Raw genomic sequence first — 19,288 nt, forward strand, 5'->3', positions numbered from 1 at the left:
AGATTGATTTAATTTTATCTTGACTGGCGAGTTTCCAGTAGCGCCAGTCTATGATTGCGGTACTTTCTGGAAGGCTCTTTCTGTCTGAGGTCTGGCTAGTTTAGCTTTGTCTGATGGGAATTTCAATCGCAAACTCCGCCCCTTTACCGGGTGTTGAAATGCACTTTAGCTGGCCACCATGTTTTTCCACAACAATTTGATAGCTAATAGACAACCCCAAACCGGTGCCTTTACCGACTGGTTTAGTTGTAAAGAAAGGATCGAATAGTTTTTGGCGCACTTCTTCCGTCATGCCTGGGCCATTGTCAGCAATGCTAATTGCGATCTGAGTGGAGTTGATTTTTTCAGTGCGAATCCGAATCTGGGGATTTTGGATTTTGGATTTTGGATTTTGGATTGGAGATTTATCTCCGGCTGCTTTGCTTCTGGAATTGTCTGTTTGTTCGAGGGCATCGATCGCATTAGCTAAGATATTCATAAATACTTGGTTCAGCAACCCAGCGTAACACTCCACTAGGGGCAGATCGCCATATTCTTTAATAAGTTGAATCGGTGGACGATCTGGCTTAGCTTTTAATCTACTCTGCAAAATCAGTAGGGTGCTATCAATTCCTTCGTGAATGTTCACAGGTTTCTTTTCGGCTTCGTGCAGGCGAGAAAAGTTTCTTAAAGTAAGAACTATTTCCCGGATGCGTTCGGCACCTAACTTCATTGAAGTGAGCAGTTTGGCTAAATCTTCTATGAGAAAATCTAGTTCGATCGCTTCTAATTTTTGCTCTATTTCCGGCACGGGATGGGCATAGTGCTGTTGGTAAAGGTGTACGAGAGCGAGTAAATCTTGGCAGTATTGATGAGCGTAATTGATATTGCCGTAAATAAAATTGATCGGGTTGTTGATTTCATGAGCGACCCCTGCGATTAGCTGCCCTAAACTGGACATTTTTTCAGTTTGAATCAGTTGACTTTGGGTTTGTTGCAGTTTTTGTAAAGCGAGTTCGAGTTGCTGGGATTTTTGTTTTTCTCTCTCTTCACTCTGCCGCCAAGCTTCTTCAGCTAGTTTGCGATCGGCAATTTCATTTTGCAATTCTTCATTAGTTTTGCTTAGCTGAGCCGTGCGCTCATAAACTCGATTTTCTAATTCTTCATTAGCTTCCTTTAGTGCTTTTTCTGCTCGATAACGCTGCTCATCTATACTTCCAAGTTCTTTGGCATTCCACCAAATTAAAACCGCAAAAACGACAACATTCAATACCCCCAACAGGGATATTGCCATTTCAGCAGTGTAGACATTTGAGCGGTAGCCGGATAATATTAACCACCCCACAATTGGCGGAATAGCGATCGCAGTAGGGTACAAACGTCTAGCCATAATCCCGCCAGCATTATTGCTAGAGACAACAGCTATCAATCCTCTGTCCGGACGAGCAAACAAAATGCCGAAACATAGTAAAATGAATGCTATGGCTGTATGCAATGCCATAGCTGTATAAGAAGAGCCTGCTTTGTAAAAGTAGGAATTGCCATAGATATAGCCTAATAAACCCAGGCTGGCAATTAAGAATGCTACTAAAGTAAATGAGTGTGCTAAAATATATTTGAGTCGCGCTATATTTAACAGTAGTAGAGCAGAGCCAAGCAAGAAAAAATTCAGAGCGGTATTGGGTGCCATCCGTCCTGGATATGCAGTGCCAACAGCGCTTGTATTGTCTTTGAAGAAAAGTTCGTCAATGCCAAAATTTAAGTTAAAACCATACTGAATTAATGTCAGCAGACCGATCGAAATAACTAAGCTGGCGCACGCAACTGCGGCTATACGTAAGTGTGGTTGCCTAGAGATATTTTTCAGCTTTCTATGCCACAACTGTAGGGATGTCCCACTTAAAATGAAGCAAATAGCTGTGTTGGCTTTCATGCTTACCAGTCCCGGTAATATGCTTTTGAGGATGGCAATATCAAAAATCCAACCAGCAATAACTACACAACCAATTAAAAGTACAGTACTAGCGGCTTTTCTGGAATAAGATTGCATGGAAGCTATTAAAGTGGATTGTTCACACAGTCTTACTCTTCCCTCAGAAAGTTCCATATTCTCTCTCTCAAAAGCTTGCCCTTCTCTATTTAACAATAAAAACTGAAAAGTCTGTGTGCCAAATTTTACAACATTCCAGTGAAACCGAAAGTGGTACGATCGAATAGGCTACAATACTATTTACTCAAGGTCTGCGATCGCATTCATCAGAAAAATTACAGTTTCCTATTTTAAGTAAAAAGTTATACTTTTTTCTTCCGGGATTTTAGCGATTCGAGTGAAAACGATCGCCAAAAAGCTAAAAAATCAGTACTGGGCTTGGCTTGGGCTGCTATAAGAGAAAATCTGGTGAACTGACTGTGACTACTTGTCCTTTTTTCGTTATTTTCCTACTTTTCCTACTTTTCCTACTTTTTAATATTGTGATAAGATTTGATTAATAAAAATTATTATTTCCAAGTTAAGATTGACATTTGAAAGGCAGTAAAGTATAAATATTGTTTAGTAGATAATTTTCGCTAATAAAAATAAATAAGACTCGTTGGAGTATTATGACAAGTTTGGAGCATAAATTAGGAACACTAACCTGACGCGATAGAAGCGCAATAAATAATTGACGATTTGCAAAGGAAGTAAGCAATGGCTGATTGTCGCTCGCTATTAAATTTAAAATTCAAGGAGAGGATGAAAAAATGAAACGTTTGATCGTTTGCTGTGATGGAACTTGGCAACAACTAAATAGTAGTTACCCAAGTAATATAGTTAAGCTTGCCCAGGCAGTGAAATCGAGAGGTAGTGACGGAGTTCCACAGATCGTTTTTTATGATGAGGGAATTGGAGTAGAGAGTAACAAGATTTTGGGCGGAGCCACTGGACTGGGAATCGATCGAAATATACAAGATGCCTATCGTTTTCTTTCTTTCAACTATGAGCGCGGTGATGAAATCTATCTATTTGGGTTCAGTCGCGGTGCTTACACAGTCAGGAGTCTAGCGGGGATGATCTATTGCTCCGGTCTGCTAGATCGCCCTTATGTTACCAGAGCATCGGAAGCTTACGAGCTTTACCGTAACCGAGGTATTAAACCAAAGGATCGTGTAGCAAGGGATTACCGCGAAGAATACGGCGATCGCGTCCCCATCACTTTGCTTGGTTGTTTCGACACCGTGGGAGCGCTTGGTATTCCCGGTCTAGCCGCCTTCAAGAAGTTTCACGATCAGCTCAATCAGAGGTACAGATTTCACGACACCACTTTAAATCAGTTGATTCAGAATGCGTTGCACGCCGTGGCGATCGACGAAGTTCGCGAAATCTTTGATGTTACGCCTATGAAGAAAAATCCTGATGCTGAGAATCAGCGGGTTATTCAAGTTTGGTTTCCTGGCGAGCATGGCTGCGTCGGCGGTGGAACGGAAGAATACAGGGGGTTATCAGATGCCGCCTTACAATGGATGATCGATTCAACCCGTAACCTTGGATTGGGGCTTGAATTCGATATAAGTGCCATTCCCACAGGTATCAATCCCAATTATGACATTGATTTTAAAAACGATCCTGGGTTCTTCAAATTGGCAGGAATCAAGTTCCGCGAGGTGGGCGATGCTATTGAGGAGCTTCACGAAAGCACGATCGAGCGATTGAAAAAACGCCAAGACTATCGTCCTAAGAATCTGCAAAAGGTTATCTCCAAAGTAATTCAAAATGTAGAAAAATGAGAAAACTTTCTCTCGTAACCGAACATAAGAAGACGATCTAATCTACAACAATCAAAAGGAAAAGCAATCATGGCAAGAGATACATCTAGAGATGGATTGAGCAACAAAGCTTTAGCATATACCTTGACTCATTTCAAGCCAATTTGGGATTTAGTTCAAAGTTACGAGCCTCTCAAACGTAAGCTAAACAAATTTTTTCTGAATAGTATCATTTACAAACTTCCGACGCGCCCGCTTCCCTATAGCTTAATGGGCCTAGATCCCAAAATTCCAGGGACAGATCATCCCAAGAAAACTGATACCTATACCTCTTGGGATTCACTGACAGACAAGACTTATACAGGACGACATTTACCTCCCAAACCGGAATTTAACAAAGAAGGGAATTTGCCGCCACTCGACAAAGTAAAGACATTATTCCAAAAAAGAGACGGAAAAACCATTTATTCGGACAAATCGACTCTGCTCTTTCCCTATTGGGTGCAGTGGTTTACAGATAGTTTTCTGCGGATCGATCGGGAAAACCGCTTCAAAAATACCTCCAACCATCAGATTGATATGTGTAATGTTTACGGGTTGACCCGCAAACAAACAAATCTGATCAGAGCTTTCAAAGACGGTAAATTTAAAACCCAAAAACTCAAGCGCCAAGATGGCGTAGAAGAAGAGTATCCACTCTTTTATTATGCCGATCCCGAACAGGGTATTATCGATCCTCAATTTGAAGGTCTTTATCAGCCAATTAATGATGAGAAAAGGCAACCCCCCGAAAAGAAAGCCAAGATCTTTGCAATGGGAGTTGAACGGGCAAACGTCCAAATTGGCTATGTTATGCTCAACACTTTATGTATCAGGGAGCATAATCGAATTTGTGATGTTTTGTCCAAAAACTATCCAGATTGGGACGATGAGAGACTTTTTCAAACCGCCAGAAATATTCTCATGGTGATTATTCTCAATATCATCATGGAAGAGTACATTTTCCACATTACGCCTTATAATTTTAGGTTCTTTGCCGATCCGGAAGCTTTTACCAAGGAAAGTTGGTATCGAGAAAATTGGATGGCGATTGAGTTTAGTTTTGTCTATCGCTGGCATAGTGCGCTTCCTGAAAACTTTATCTATGACGGCAAAGAAACATCTATGTACGATTCCCTCTGGAATAATCAGATGTTAATCGATAAAGGGTTGGGTGCATTGATGGAAGAAACTTGTTCCCAACCAGGCACTAGAATTGGTTTGTTTAACACACCTGATTTTCCGATCGCAGGCACACCCTATACCTTTATTGATGCTACCGAACTAGCATCTGTTAAACTCGGACGGCAGGCGCAGTTAGCCAGTTATAACGATTACCGCGAAATTTGTGGTTATCCCAGAGTGACCGATTTCAATCAAATTACGGGTGACGAATACGCTCAACAGAAATTAAAAGAGTTGTACGGTCATGTGGATAATATTGAATTCTTTGTCGGATTGTACGCCGAAGATGTGCGGCAAAATTCAGCAATTCCGCCTTTGGTAGCACGGATAATTGGTATTGATGCTTTCTCCCAAGCTTTAACTAATCCTTTGTTATCGCCTAAAGTCTTCAATAAGGAAACTTTTTCGGAGGTTGGTTGGGAAATTATCCAAAATACCAAAACAGTCTCCGATTTAGTGAATCGTAATGTTCCACCAAGCGATCGCAAGTACAAAGTCTCATTCAATCTTTAAGTTGTAGCTGACAACTAAGACTCAAGGTAGTTGAGGGCGCAAACACACCTGCGCCCTCAAAAATGAGCAAGAAAAAGACAAATATTATCTTGCCAATCAGAAAAATGTACAGAACTAGGCTTTTAAAAGCGATCGCCTTCTTTATGGGGTAACTGATATTCGTTAATCCAGCCTATGCCTCAGCTCGCCAAGATGCGCCCAAAATCCTGGGAACTCCGGTAATAGATATTACGGATCTCTTCGCATTTACCAACCCGGAGTAACCCAGTCATGTAGTATTAATCAAGAACGTTGCACCGTTGGCAAGCGAGTCGTTGTGGTTTTGTGAATTCTTTCAGCGGGAAAGGAGTAACAGAGATAACGGTTTGTGTAGAGCCTTTTTTAGCGATTAACCGAAGGTTTTGTGATGAACAAGAAGTTATTTACGGAATATCCCGAACAAGACGAACGCAAATACTACGATCTTCTGACTGAACAAGTCACGATTCGGATGGATAATCTGTACAAGGATAAAGAGCGGGCGCTGCGAGATACCCATACCAAAAGCCATGCTGCTGTGAAAGGAATTCTCGAAATCTTTGACTTTGATGAGGAAGCGATTAAACGCGAATTGAGCGATCGCACTGCGCTAACTCCTTCCCAGGTTAAAGAGATTTCCATCAAGCAAGGCTTGCTCTCTTCACCCAAACAATATCCTGTTTGGCTGCGATTTGCCAACGGGGCTTTCCAAATAAAAAATGATTACGAGGCGGACACCCGCTCAATGGCAGTGAAAGTGATGGGGGTTGAGGGGGAACGGCTTGAGCAAAGCTATGAGTCGAAAACCCAGGACATTATTGTTCACAATTCAGTGTTTTTCTTTGTTAAAACTATCCGAGACTACTACGGCTTTTTTTCTGCTGTCGTTGAGTCAAAGGAGGCAACAAAGAAGTGGCTTTTTCAACATCCCAGGCAATTCTTAGCACTCCTCAAGGGTACGGGCGAGGTTCCGAAAAGTTTACTGACACAGCGGTATTGGAGCAGTTCAGCCTCTGCTTTGGGTCTCAAGCCCGATTTCGACCCCGACCAGACGAGTGTCGTTCCTGTGGAATATCCGGCTGTGATTAAGTATGCGTTTACTCCAGTTTCACCCCAGCCACCCCACGACAGGATTGCATTCCAGTCTCGACCGGGAATTCCTAAACTTCCTTTTGGCGATCGCGCTAAAGCACTCGGCTTAGATCCGAATCAGCCGGACAATTACTACCGGGATGATATCATTCAATCTCTTGGGAAACCTGATGCTGAATACTGTTGGGAATTTGGCATTCAGTTCCAAGCCAGCCCAAATATGTCGATCGACGATACCACAATTCCCTGGAAGGAAAGAGAATCACCCTTCTTCACAGTAGGTCGTCTCACCGTCAAGCATCAAATCATTGATTTTGAAAAACAATACGATTTCTGTGAAAACTTGCGATTTTCTCCCTGGAACGGTCTAGCAGTCCATCGTCCGGTTGGTTGCATAAATCGACTGCGCGGTGTTGTTTACCCTGTTGTCGCCAATTATCGCCAACAAAAGCGAGGTATTGCCTACCAAGAACCAACAGGATCGGAAACATTTTAAGGAAATAATTGGAAGCGACATCACGATGCTGCCAAAAGGGAAAGACCAAAAAGAAAAAACTTTCCCTTTTAACTTTTTCAAGCGCAATAGGCAAAGAACTTAATTGCTGATTTCGCTCTTACTTACCCCATTCAATTTGAGAAAAAATGCGATAGCTATCTCCATCAACAACAGGTCGATCGTCTATTTTAACATTTTCCATATTAACCAAGTTGTAGCGAACATTTTCCATATAAATAGTTAAGATAATTTTAGAAATTTCTAAAAAATTTATTACCCACTGACATTCTTCTTGGCAATAAGATTCATAGTGCTGGATCAACTTAGCCATACAAACTTCTAAATGAGTGCGCGTCGAAGGAGAAATTAGCAGAATTTTGAGTATCAGAATTGCCAACGTAAGAGGATTACCTTGTGAAGCTAACGAAACAAACATCGCCCCAGGCTCTCCATCTCTTTCTGTAGTTAAATATTCAATGACCCGATTGCAAGTTTTGAGCAATAAAGAGTTATTCAGCACTTCTTTGTTAGAGCTTGGATAAAGAACTTCAAATTTTTTCCCTAGCTGTGTTTTTAGGGTTTCTACCAATCCTTGGTTGTCTAGATAAAATCCCAAATATTTTAGCAGGCTTTGCTTAAACTCTTTGTAGCAAAGTTCTTGAGTTTGTTGGACAAAAATATTGGCTAAGTTTGCGTAGCTAAACGGGCCGCGTTTTGCTACAACTTTCTTGATTAAACGCAAAGCTTCATCACCGAGCGCGGTTGGGTTTTGGGTTCGCTTATAGTTGAACCCCGCAGATTCAGAATGCGCTGTGTACATCGCCAAATCGAACTTGAACTGCTCTTGCAGTTGCTTTGCAAGTCCTTGTGCAGCTTGGCGCTGTTCTGGCAAATTTTTGGAGTTGGCATACTGAGGAGCTAATAAATAAGAAGTGTAGCGATTCTTCCAGTGGTCTTTTTCCCGGTTGTCATATTTAGAGACAAATAATTTCAGTTCTTGGTAATCTTCGCTATTAATAAAATTGCTGAGCCAAGCTTTGACAGTTTTTACTATAGGAAATACTATTTTATGGCTGGTTGAAGAATTAGAAAGCAGTTCAATAAGTTCGTGTGCTGGCTTGTATTTTCTCCCGAAAATCCAGTTATTGAGAAGAATATAAATACTGCGTTTTAATGTATTTTTATATTCTACTTCTTGTTTAGATAAGATAATTTCTTTAAGTGCTTGTTGAATTTCCGAACCAGTTAGATTGGTCGGATTAATAAATAAACGTTCAAATTCAGATAAAACTAACTCAGGTGACCATTTTTTAACAATTTCTAAAAAAAACTGGCAAATTATTTCCTGGGGTAAAGGACGGTTTGGTTCTGAAGGCTGCGTTTGACGAGTGTCCAGGGGGACACGGCTGTACGTTGAAGTCCTGGGGACTGTTGAGTGGTTAGTTGTGACTGGAGGTATGAAGCTTTGGGACGGCATAACCCTGGCGAGAACTCTTGATTTTAAATGTAATCTTTTTATATAGAGTAGCTCGTGATTGCCAACTTTAATAGAGCATGACAGTCGCCCCACAACTTGGTGAGGCAAATTAGGCGATGGCTGTGACCCCAATCACAAGGGGAGCGACCCCACCCCCGACCCCTACCTGTCTACCGGGAGGCGGATGAAGTTCAATGTCTGTTAAGTGCCGTATATTCAAAGTAAACTATTGACAACTACCACGATGAGGCGATCGATCCCAGTAGCATGAGTAAGAAAACAATAAGTCTTCCGATCATTTCCATCCTATTTGTTCTAATTGCAGGTGCGGGCGGCTACTGGTTATTCGGGAAAAAATTTCCACCTTCGCCCGAAAGTTTAAGCTTAGCCCAAGAGACACCAACACCAAAGCCAACGCCACAAATTATCGTGCAACCTCAGCAAGTGAAAGCTTTGCCTGGAGGCTTAGATACGGTGCCGATGTTTAACAGCAATAGTCCGGAATGGTTGAAGACTGAAGGAATTTTACTTTCTACTTTTCCGCCCACAGGAAAAGCTGCTGCTCTAGCCCACCTTAACTTTCCATTTCAGGGAAGATTTGATATATTTGTTCATCATCAAACCATCAATCCGAAGGATTTGCAGACATATTATTTAGGCGTAATTCTGCATAATCCCGGTTCTCAAGCAATTACCGTAGATGTGTTGCAAGCGGCAACTTATTTAACTCAAGATTCGCCCTATATTAAACTGCCGCATTATGTAGAAAATCCCGATAATAGTGTGTATGCAGGCCCTGGCGATCGCGCCGTACATGATGTACTTCAAGGTAAACGACAAGCAGATTTTCCTGCTAAGCTAACTATTCCGCCCCGCCAAAGCGCGATGTTGATGAATCTTCCTATGCCAGTGCGGAATTTTGAAAAGCCGCAAAACGGTCGGTCGGCGTTAATTCGATTGCGTAGTAGCGGTAAGGTTTATGCAGCTAGTTTGGCGATGTTTGCTAAACAAAATGCCGATGGTACGGAACGCGCTCCCACTTTAGCAGAATGGCAAGCACTTTTAGATACAGGTAATTTAGCAGGCCCGCGCGATAAAACTCCCACTCCTCCAAACCAAGTTGGCGGTCAATTGATTTACGGTCGCGTTGCGGGTGTGGCGCAAGGTTCTGTATGGAAAGCGTTGGTAGTCGATCGCCCTGACACAAAATATTTAACCATTCCCCAGCGCGGTCAAGCTATTTCTTATGCTATCAATACTCTGCGCGGTGGAAAGTTAGGCACCGATCAAATTCAAACGGCGAAAATGCTGGTGCGCTATCCAGATACAGCTTATGAAGCGCACGGTAATTACGCGATTGAATACAATATTAATTTACCTCTTTATAACCCTACGAAAGAAGCGCAGACTGTTAGTTTAACTTTGGAAACTCCTTTGAAAGAAGACAGGTTGAGTAAAGGGGGATTAATTTTCCGAAATCCCTCTTATGGTTTTCCTTGGTTTAGAGGTAGCGTGCGGTTGCGGTATAAAGACGATCGAGGGCAACAAGTAACTCGCTACGTGCATTTGTGGCAACCAATGGGTGAGGTTTTGCAACCTTTGCTATCCCTCGTAATGCCAGCAGGCGATCGCAGAACGGTGCAATTAGATTTTATTTATCCACCAGATTCGACGCCGCCGCAAGTGCTGACGATTAAAACTGCACAGAATTAACCGAAAACGAAGACTTTTGCTTCGTATTCAGCTAGATCGGTAACTAAGCGATCGTCTTTCGATTCAACATCGTAATTATTTGTCCATTCGTGGCAAGTTCCGTTAGCCGGAAAGTTGGGAATTTCATAGTTTTCTAAATGTTTATCTGAGAAATTGGCTACAACGACAACCCGCGATCCTTGATCATTCCAGCGCACGTAAGCAAATACTTTTGCTTCTGGATTTTCGTGAAAAAATTCGATGTTGGCTGTTTGGAGGGCAGGATTTTGTTTCCGCAGGGTAATTAAACCTTTGAAATACTCAAATAAATTGCGATTGCGGTCATTTTTTAACAAAGACCATTTGAGAGGGTTGCTATGCTCTAAAGTTATGGGAGTGTATTCGCCAAATTCTTCGCCCATGCGGATCATAGGCACTCCAACAGCCGTCATTAAGATCGCAACTCCCAACTTGACACGCCCAAATGCAGCTGCATCGAAAATGTTGCGATCGCCTAAATTTTCTAACAGGCGCTTTTGGTCGTGATTGCTGATATAATTAACCACCTTCGTAACGCCTTCTGGGTACTCCTGCCGCTTGGGATCTAGAACTTTCTTCAGTTCCTCTTCTAGCTCGAACTTATCGCCGAAAATATGCGGTATTATAAAATGGAAGAAACTGTCGTGCCAGCAGGCATCCATCGGCCCTTTGGGAGCTACCATATCAACATTTTCTGGAACGTGTTCGCCAATGTTGTAGAAAGGTTTAGATCCCGCTGCTTTTTTCGCTTCTTGAGTTAGCCAATGCAGGAATTCCCGGTTATCCAATTGCTTTAATGCGTCGTAGCGAATGCCGTCAATATGGTATTCTTGAATCCAGAAACGCACCACATCGCCCATAAACTCTTTGGCAGGACAAATATTGCGTTTTTCGTCCCAGTATTCGTAGTTAAATTCTGGCCCCCAATAATACTCGTCTTCGGGATGGTGACGGTCGTGATAGTACCAGTAATCGCGGTCAATTTTTTGTAGCGGACATTCTTCAGATGAGTGGTTATAAAGTTGGTCTAAAATAACGCGAATACCTCTACCGTGGCATTCATCAATTAACCGCTTCAAATCTTCGGTTGAACCGTAGTTAGGCTGTGGGGCAAAGTAGTATTCTGGACTGTAACCCCAGCCGTAATCGCTGGGATTTTTGTTGACGGGCATTAGTTCGATCGCATTTATCCCCAACTCAGACAAATAATCCAATTTTTCGATAACATCTTGGTATTTTTCTCGTTTGTTTGGGTCATCTTCATCGCCCGAAAAATCCGCAATAAATAGCTCATAAATAACTAAGTTACTATTCGGAGGGAGCGGTTTATCATCGTGCTGCCAAACATAAGTATCAACAATCTTTTCACCTTCTTTAATTCGCACTATTCCATTTCCTGTAGCTGGATCGATCGCAGTTACGTAGGGGTCATTGACTTCTACCCATTGTTCCTCTCCACCACCAGGAAGTTGGACTCGAAATTTATATTGATAAACGCCATCATCTAATTCAATTTGTGTCCGAAAATAATCGTTATCGTCTTTTTCCATCGCAATTTCTTCCCAATTGGAAAAAGATCCCTTCAGCTTGGCCTCTTTGTTATTGGGGGCTAATAATTTAAATTCAATTAAAGCGGGCATAATACTCCTATCTTAGCAGAAATTTATACTAAATTATGCTAAGCTTTTAAAACCGCTAATAGCATCTTTCTCTAAGGTGGTTTTTACTTAATCTTTGCCTCTATCTAAAGCAAGATATTTTTTTAAAATAATTGTGTATTTTACAATACAAACAGCCTATTCTACTTCCACTCGCCTTGCACAACAAAAGCTGCCCAATAATAAGTGTCAAGCCGATCAACCCTTCTCCTTTAATATCTTTGCCGAGTCCTGTTTCGCAAGCGCTGAGGACGACAAGCTCGGTTTTGCCGAAATTAATCCCGGAGGATGCGGGCGCTTACTGGCTTTCATTATTGGTATTGCTAGCTTGATAATTGCTCTTTTCTTAAGTATCTTTCCAGTGGAAACGCTTGAGGCGATCGTCACCTCTTTGGCCCAACAAATTCAACAAAACCTACCCAATTTGACCCAGTTCAAACTCCCATCGTAACTGTAAAAGGCTTTCTGAGAGCCCCTCTCCTGGCAGGGCAGGGGTTGGGGAGGGGTCTAACGCGATCGCCATTTATATATTAATCACTTTAATTTATCAAATTTACAAAAAAAAATATTTGCTTTTATCCATGCAGCAAATTACAGTGAAACTGTAAAGCAAAAAGAAAAATTAGGGCGAGTTAAAGATGCTTCACCGACAGTGGCAATTATGCACGACTTGAAAGAGGAATTTTCTCTCTTATTTTCAGAAAGCAAAAGTTTAGGAGAAGGCACATTAAAACTACTAGATTGGCTAAAGAAAGCCGAACCATATTACCGAAATAGTGTCTCTACGATTAAGCGCTGGTTCCCGGAGGTGGTAGGTTACTTTGAAAGGAGAATAACCAATGGTATAGTTGAAGGAATTAATAATAAATTAAAGTTGTTAAAACGTTGTGGTTTTGGCTTTAATAATTTTCATAATTTTGAGATCCGCGCTTTACTGCTCTGGCATTTCCCTTACAATTTAGCACACTAAGTACGGAAGAACCAGTTGTCAAAGCAGGTGAAGTAAACTGGTTTATACCAAATGTGTCGCAGGCATTCATAGACACACGAGTTCCAAATGCACCCGCTACCAAAATAGCTGAGAAAAATCGGTTAATTCCCGAACAAAATCCGCAGAAAGACGCTGTTGAATCGAAGGAGACGCCAAAAACAGAGCCAAAATCCCAGCCGCAAGCTCAACCGCAAGCTCAGCCGCAAACTCAGCCAAAAGCAACAGCGCCGAGACCGGACTTTTACAGCAAATTCTGACAAGTCAAGCCAGACAAGGCTTTAAAGCTTTAAAAAGACGAACAGCCAGAGAAGCAAATAAGCGGGTCTCTGGCTGGTTTTATTTTTATCTCTGAACTGACACCTACTGACGAAATTGTGATCGTTTTTACTTAGAATACGAGAAGCTTCGACCGTCTCACTAATTTGTGAAGCTAGGCGATCGTCAGCACTTTGGGAACTGGAAAAAGACCAAGCAGGTTGAAATGAACGTTATCTATCTTCTTATACGCTCTTCTTGGAGACTTGTCGCGATCGCAGTCTTCACCGGTTTGCTCAGCGGCGCTTGCAGCGCTCGTCTGATCGCCACGATCAATAGTACCGTCAGCGGCGATCGAACGCAAATCTGGAGTTTTGCCGCACTGGCGCTGGTAGTACTCGTCGCTGGTATAATTTCCCAACTTTTGTTGATCCGCCTTTCCCAAGGAGTGATCTTCGACCTGCAAATACGCTTGAGTCGCAGAATTTTATCTGCATCTTTACGTCACTTGGAACAACTGGGTGCGCCTCGTCTTTTGGCAACACTGACAGAAGATGTGCAAGCGCTTTCCAACACAGTCTTTGTTATTCCCTTTCTCTGCATCGATTTTGCCATAGTAGTTGGCTGCGCGATCTATCTCGGCTGGCTTGACTGGGTAGCTTTACTGCTGATGTTAATCTTTATATTTGCAGCTATAGTATCGGTGAAATTCCTGTTAAAAAAAGCCACTTATTTCTTCACTCTTGCTCGCGAAGAACAAGATCGACTTTTTAAACAATTTCGCGCCATCACTGAAGGGATCAAAGAATTAAAGCTGAACCAACAACGCCGCCAAGCATTCTTAACAAACGAACTCCAGCCAGCCGCCGGAACTGTGCGAGATTACAAAGTTGTCAGCCTAACGATTCTCTCTGTTGCTTCTAATGGAGGTCAAATTCTCTTTTTCATAGCGATCGGGTTGTTGCTTTTTGTGATTCCCAGATTGACAGCAGTTAGTAATCCAGTTCTGTCCGGCTATATTCTCACTCTCACTTATTTAATGGGCCCGGTGAAGAATATCATGGATATGCTGCCCAATTTGAGCAGAGCTAGCGTTGCTTTAAGAAAAATAGAGACTTTAGGTTTATCGTTAGCCGCTGAATCCGAGTCAATTTCAGAGTCAATTGTTCAGAACGATTTAAACCAAAGTTGGCAGCACTTAGAATTGGTGGGAGTTACGCACGCTTACCGAGGCGGAGAAAAGGAAGAACACAATTTTATTTTCGGCCCGATCGATCTTGCTTTCCAACCTGGAGAACTGGTGTTTTTAGTTGGCGGGAATGGCAGCGGTAAATCGACGCTGGCCAAACTAATTACCGGACTTTACATTCCTGAAGAAGGCGAAATTCGCATCGACGGAAAGCCGATTACCAACCATAATCGAGAATGGTATCGCCAGTTATTTTCAGTCATATTTTATGATTTTTATCTGTTTGACACTTTGTTAGGTTTGTCAAACACCGAACTAGAAATTCAAGTCATAGATTACTTGAAAAAACTGCAAATAGACCATAAAGTTCAGGTAAAAGATGGTGTGCTTTCCACCACTGCTTTATCCCAAGGACAACGCAAGCGTCTGGCTTTACTGACTGCATATTTGGAAGACCGTCCGATCTATTTATTTGATGAATGGGCGTCAGACCAAGACCCTGTTTTCAAAGAAATTTTCTACACTCAGCTATTGCCAGAACTGAAAAACAGAGGTAAAACCGTGTTGGTTATTAGCCACGACGATCGATATTTTTATCAAGGCGATCGCATCATCAAACTCGATTACGGCAAACTCCAATACGACAAACACTTGCACTAATTGTAGGGGGAGGCCAGAAACCGGGTTTCTTCGTAGATTTATCGTTGCCAGACCTATAATTTTTCAGAGAAACCCGGTTTCTTTGCGTAAGTCCTATTACAAATTGTAGGGTGGGCAATGCCCACAAATTCACATACAATACTATTGAAGAGATAAACCAATTTCCAAAAATTTTAGCGAGTTTGTAAATGCGAGAACTGTATCCTCCCATCGAACCTTACAAAGAAGGAAAATTACAAGTTTCTGACATCCATACAATCCATTTTGAAGAATCGGGCAACCCGGAAGGAAAGCCGATCGTATTGCTGCATGGGGGGCCTGGTGGTGGTTGTCCGCCCTTTTATAGACAATATTTCAATCCGGAAAAATGGCGGTTGGTGATGTTCGATCAACGCGGTTGCGGTAAAAGTACACCTCATGCCGAATTGCGCGAAAACACCACTTGGGGTTTAGTCAGTGACATTGAAAAACTGCGCGAACATTTAGGTATTGAAAAATGGGTTGTTTTCGGTGGCAGTTGGGGAAGTACCCTGACATTGGCATACAGCGAAACTCATCCGGAAAAATGCAAAGGATTAATTCTGCGCGGCATATTTATGCTGAGACAAAAAGAGTTGCGTTGGTTCTATCAAGAAGGAGCTAGCTATCTGTTTCCCGATGCTTGGGAGGAGTATCTAAAACCAATTCCTCCCGAAGAAAGGCACGATATGATAACAGCTTACTACAAACGTTTGACCAGTGCAGATGCACAAGTGAGAATGGCAGCTGCTCGTGCTTGGTCAATTTGGGAAGGTAGCACAAGTACACTTCTGCAAGACCCAAATATAATGCAGAGATTTGGTGAGAGTACATTTGCGGAGGCGTTTGCCAGAATTGAGTGCCATTACTTTATTAATAAGGGATTTTTTGAAACGGAAGGGCAGTTACTTTTGAATGTCGATCGCATCCGCCACATTCCGGCAGTAATCGTTCAGGGACGCTACGATATCCCCTGTCCGATGGGAACAGCTTGGGAACTGCATAAAGCTTGGCCGGAAGCAGAATTTATCGTTATTCCCGATGCGGGACATTCGATGAGCGAAGCGGGAATTCGCAGCGCTTTGATTGCAGCGACCGACAAGTTTAGCAGTTTATAAAAAATTGCTACCGGACATGATATAAGGTCACCATATCCGAACTCGATCGAAAAATGCCCAGAGCAGATCTGCTCTGGGCTTTATGTGTTTGCGTGAGGAGTAAGATGTCTGTATCACCACCATATTGCTCGATCCATATGACGGTGTTGTGACGGATATATTTCAATTTTGTGTAAGTAGGTGCAGTTAAATAAAGTTTGAAAACTTATTTAAAGATCGGGCGTCCCGCCAGATGGAAGTTTATTTACACTTACCTACTTACACCGAACGAAGTTTACATTTCTGTAAAATTACTTACTTTCCGAAGGTCTAAACCTAAGAAAATAGCGGTAAGCAGAGAAAAAGTATCCATCCTGCTAACAGGAAAAAAGCCGATAAACCGAGCATAATCTCTAGAGACCATTGGATATTCAAGCTACCTAGAAGCGGAGTAGCAGAAATAAGCAACAGGACAATGAAAAGCAAAAATAGTAGAAGCATACTTTTTCCCTAAACGCTGCTGGAAAGCCTCTACACATTAGCATAGCTTAGATGACCGGACTTGCGCTTCACCTTAAGGGTGAGCAGTAGCAGTAATCGAGGTATAGTTAGCTAGCGACTTCCGCCCGATCGCGTCGGTACAGGTGGAGGCGGTTCTTTTTGCTTTTTTGCAAAAACATTGCTCGTCAAAAAACTCGACAAAATCTTAATGTTAGTTTTAAGTTCTGTGCTAATTCGTAAAGAACTATCACTTGGTAACCCTGTGGCGATCGCATCTGGAAAACTTGTTTGTGCATTCAAAGTATTGGAATTTACCGCTGGCGTCAATACGATCGTCACGACTGCGCTACTATTGGCTAAGGTAGATAAAAAATTGTTACTAAAAAAACTTAACCTCATTTTTAAACACCCAAAAAAGACAACCTGATATGTTTTAAATATTTCAGGCTGCTTTTGGTGATAGTTTAGATGTGTAGTCAAGACTCACGGCGATCGGCACTACCTTTGGTGCAATACACACCTGTGAAAGTGCCTACACGTTTGCTGCGCTTTGCCAGCGGATGAACTACAACTAGAAAATATGCCGACAATTTTCCCGTTCTGTGTATGAAGTTAGCGATCGCAAATCCAGCCGAATTCGCCAAAGCCTTTGCCAGTCTAACCGATAGACAGTATGAAGTATTGCAAAAAGTTCTGGCTGGCGAAAAAGATGCTTCCATCGCCGCCGAACTGCACATCACCAAAGATACAGTCAGAAAACATATTGAAAATATCTGCAAGGCGTTTGGTTTGAACGACCCAGAAGAACCCGGTTCCTCACACCGCGCCGAACTGATTTCTATAATTGCTAAATACAGACCGGATTTATTTAAAGAAAAGCATCAAAATATCAAAAATTCCACATCTGTCTTGCTCAGTTCCTATCGGGGAAACGACCCAGATATGATGCTGATGACTAAGTTAGATGCTGCCTTGAAAAAGAACGGCTACCAAGTTTTTTTGGCTACGGGCAGTTTGCGAATGGCTAGAAACGGGCTACAGCAAATCTATACAGCACTTAATAGTTGCGATTGCTTGCTGCTGCTATTGTCGCCGCTTTCGGCTTCCAGCGAAATGGTGACGGAAGAAGTGAGATTGGCGAAGACAAGGTACACTTCGACAGACGATCGCAAACCGATTATCGTCCCCATTTATATTAACTGTCCTTTCAGTTTGCTCAACCACGACTTGCGCGGTTATCTGCAAGGAATACCCCACTACGAATGGCGATCGCCCGACGATACAAACATCATTATTCAAACCGTTTTAAAGTTATTAGCATTAGGTGAAGAATCCGAACAGGGAAACTTTACCAATTATCGATCGCCAATTTTCAACTATCAATTTCCCACCCAACACGCAGCTACCCCGAATTATCCACCCCAACCAGTTGCAGAACCGGAATTACCCAGAGGACAAGTAGAACTTGCTTCTGCATTTTATGTGGAAAGAACGGGCATTGACGAGCGATGTTACGAAGCGATCGTCAAACCAGGCTCGTTAATTCGCATCAAAGCAGCGCGGCAAATGGGTAAAACCTCCCTAATGGCAAGAATTCTGCATCGTGCATCCCAACAAGGCTACCGTACCGTACCTTTAAGCTTTCAATTAGCCGATAGTAAAATTTTCACAGATTTAGACCTTTTCTTGCGCTGGTTTTGTGCCAACGTTGCTCTACAATTAGATTTACCAGATCGGTTGACCGAGTATTGGAACAGCATTTTTGGCAGCAAAGTCGCCTGCAAATCTTACTTTGAACGCTATTTACTCACCCACGATACCAGCCCTTTAGCCTTGGGTTTAGATGAAGTTGATGTGATATTTAGATATCCCGAATTAGCCGCTGATTTTTTTGCATTATTGCGGGCATGGCACGAAGAAGCTAAAAATCGAGAAATCTGGAAAAAACTGCGTTTGGTAGTAGTTCATTCTACAGAAGTTTATGTGCCGATGGATATCAATCAATCTCCATTTAATGTGGGGTTACCGATAGAATTACCGGAATTTAACGCTCAACAGGTACGAGAACTTGCCTTCAGACACGGATTGCCTTGGAGTGTTTTTGAAGTTGAACAACTAATGGCAATGGTAGGCGGACATCCTTATTTAGTGCGGTTGGCTCTTTATCACATTGCTCGAAAAGAAATTGCGATCGAACAACTTCTCGAAACAGCACCCACCGACGCCGGACTTTACAGCGACCATTTGCGACGCCACTTGTGGCATTTAGAACAATATCCCGACTTAGCAGCCGCTCTCAAAAAAGTAGTCGATGCTGATGTTCCCGTACAATTAGAGTCTCTACAGGGATTTAAGCTGCACAGTATGGGGCTTGTCTATCTGCAAGGCAATCAAGTCACACCGCGCTGCAATTTATACCGTTATTATTTCCGAGTTCGCCTATCCTGAACGCCTCGCAAAAATAGACCGAGAAAAAGGGGTTTCAAGCCTCCGATTTGAAGGGCGATCGTTAAAAAATTTTTCCAAATTCTAAGCTTTGTCCGATCGTTGCTCAGCTCTTCCAAAATCCTGGCATTGGGAGACCTCTTGCACAATCCCTAAAACAAAAGACATAAATAGTAGTAGTCAGTCAAAAAAATCCTACT

The 19,288-nt window shown here is 42.4% G+C and carries 12 protein-coding genes and 2 pseudogenes; 9 read left to right on the top strand and 5 right to left on the bottom strand.

The window, feature by feature from the left end; all coding sequences use genetic code 11:
* Window positions 1-100: 100 nt before the first annotated feature.
* On the bottom strand, window positions 101-2,029 hold the full coding sequence (locus H6G03_RS07325) for a sensor histidine kinase (RefSeq protein WP_322111870.1): 1,929 nt from the start codon (window positions 2,027-2,029) through the stop codon (window positions 101-103).
* 692 nt (window positions 2,030-2,721) lie between these two features.
* On the opposite strand from H6G03_RS07325, the gene H6G03_RS07330 reads away from it, so the two are divergent.
* From H6G03_RS07330 to H6G03_RS07340, 3 genes are all read left to right on the top strand, one after another.
* Window positions 2,722-3,744 (top strand): DUF2235 domain-containing protein, encoded by a 1,023-nt coding sequence (locus tag H6G03_RS07330; protein WP_190463578.1) that lies wholly within the window; start codon window positions 2,722-2,724, stop codon window positions 3,742-3,744.
* Between the two features lie 69 nt (window positions 3,745-3,813).
* Window positions 3,814-5,460: a peroxidase family protein gene (locus tag H6G03_RS07335; RefSeq protein WP_190463580.1), complete on the top strand. Its 1,647-nt coding sequence runs from the start codon at window positions 3,814-3,816 to the stop codon at window positions 5,458-5,460.
* 406 nt (window positions 5,461-5,866) lie between these two features.
* Window positions 5,867-7,066, top strand: a complete 1,200-nt coding sequence (locus H6G03_RS07340) for a catalase family protein (RefSeq protein ID WP_190463581.1) — start codon at window positions 5,867-5,869, stop codon at window positions 7,064-7,066.
* 118 nt (window positions 7,067-7,184) lie between these two features.
* Here the strand turns inward: H6G03_RS07340 and H6G03_RS07345 are convergent, their stop codons facing one another.
* Window positions 7,185-8,543, bottom strand: a complete 1,359-nt coding sequence (locus H6G03_RS07345) for a hypothetical protein (protein ID WP_190463583.1) — start codon at window positions 8,541-8,543, stop codon at window positions 7,185-7,187.
* A 267-nt stretch (window positions 8,544-8,810) separates the two neighbouring features.
* On the opposite strand from H6G03_RS07345, the gene H6G03_RS07350 reads away from it, so the two are divergent.
* Complete coding sequence (locus H6G03_RS07350) at window positions 8,811-10,256, top strand: DUF3370 domain-containing protein (RefSeq protein WP_190463585.1); 1,446 nt, start codon at window positions 8,811-8,813, stop codon at window positions 10,254-10,256.
* On the opposite strand, the gene H6G03_RS07355 is transcribed toward H6G03_RS07350, so the two are convergent.
* Both H6G03_RS07355 and H6G03_RS39730 read right to left on the bottom strand, forming a co-directional pair.
* Window positions 10,253-11,914 carry an alpha-amylase family glycosyl hydrolase gene (locus tag H6G03_RS07355; RefSeq protein WP_190463587.1) on the bottom strand — a complete coding sequence of 554 codons (1,662 nt, stop codon included), beginning with the start codon at window positions 11,912-11,914 and terminating at the stop codon, window positions 10,253-10,255. The genes H6G03_RS07350 and H6G03_RS07355 overlap by 4 nt on opposite strands.
* 205 nt (window positions 11,915-12,119) lie before the next feature.
* Window positions 12,120-12,194: pseudogene (locus tag H6G03_RS39730) on the bottom strand (CHAT domain-containing protein); the annotation flags it as partial.
* Window positions 12,195-12,539: 345 nt separating this feature from the next.
* Here H6G03_RS39730 and H6G03_RS07365 point away from each other — a divergent pair.
* The 4 genes and pseudogenes from H6G03_RS07365 to pip form a co-directional block, all read left to right on the top strand.
* Window positions 12,540-12,902 (top strand): annotated as a pseudogene (locus H6G03_RS07365) (ISL3 family transposase); the annotation flags it as partial.
* A gap of 53 nt (window positions 12,903-12,955) precedes the next feature.
* Window positions 12,956-13,180, top strand: a complete 225-nt coding sequence (locus H6G03_RS07370; RefSeq protein WP_190463589.1) for a hypothetical protein — start codon at window positions 12,956-12,958, stop codon at window positions 13,178-13,180.
* A gap of 224 nt (window positions 13,181-13,404) precedes the next feature.
* On the top strand, window positions 13,405-15,027 hold the full coding sequence (locus H6G03_RS07375) for a cyclic peptide export ABC transporter (RefSeq protein WP_190463591.1): 1,623 nt from the start codon (window positions 13,405-13,407) through the stop codon (window positions 15,025-15,027).
* A gap of 188 nt (window positions 15,028-15,215) precedes the next feature.
* Window positions 15,216-16,163, top strand: a complete 948-nt coding sequence (gene pip, locus H6G03_RS07380) for a prolyl aminopeptidase (RefSeq protein ID WP_190463593.1) — start codon at window positions 15,216-15,218, stop codon at window positions 16,161-16,163.
* A 591-nt stretch (window positions 16,164-16,754) separates the two neighbouring features.
* Here the strand turns inward: pip and H6G03_RS07385 are convergent.
* Window positions 16,755-17,042 carry a hypothetical protein gene (locus H6G03_RS07385; RefSeq protein WP_190463595.1) on the bottom strand — a complete coding sequence of 96 codons (288 nt, stop codon included), beginning with the start codon at window positions 17,040-17,042 and terminating at the stop codon, window positions 16,755-16,757.
* Window positions 17,043-17,249: 207 nt separating this feature from the next.
* Here H6G03_RS07385 and H6G03_RS07390 point away from each other — a divergent pair, with 207 nt between their 5' ends.
* Window positions 17,250-19,091, top strand: coding sequence for an AAA-like domain-containing protein (locus H6G03_RS07390; RefSeq protein ID WP_190463597.1), 1,842 nt, complete (start codon window positions 17,250-17,252; stop codon window positions 19,089-19,091).
* Window positions 19,092-19,288: the final 197 nt, after the last annotated feature.

Source organism: Aerosakkonema funiforme FACHB-1375 (assembly GCF_014696265.1).
Classification (GTDB): Bacteria; Cyanobacteriota; Cyanobacteriia; order Cyanobacteriales; family Aerosakkonemataceae; genus Aerosakkonema; species Aerosakkonema funiforme_A.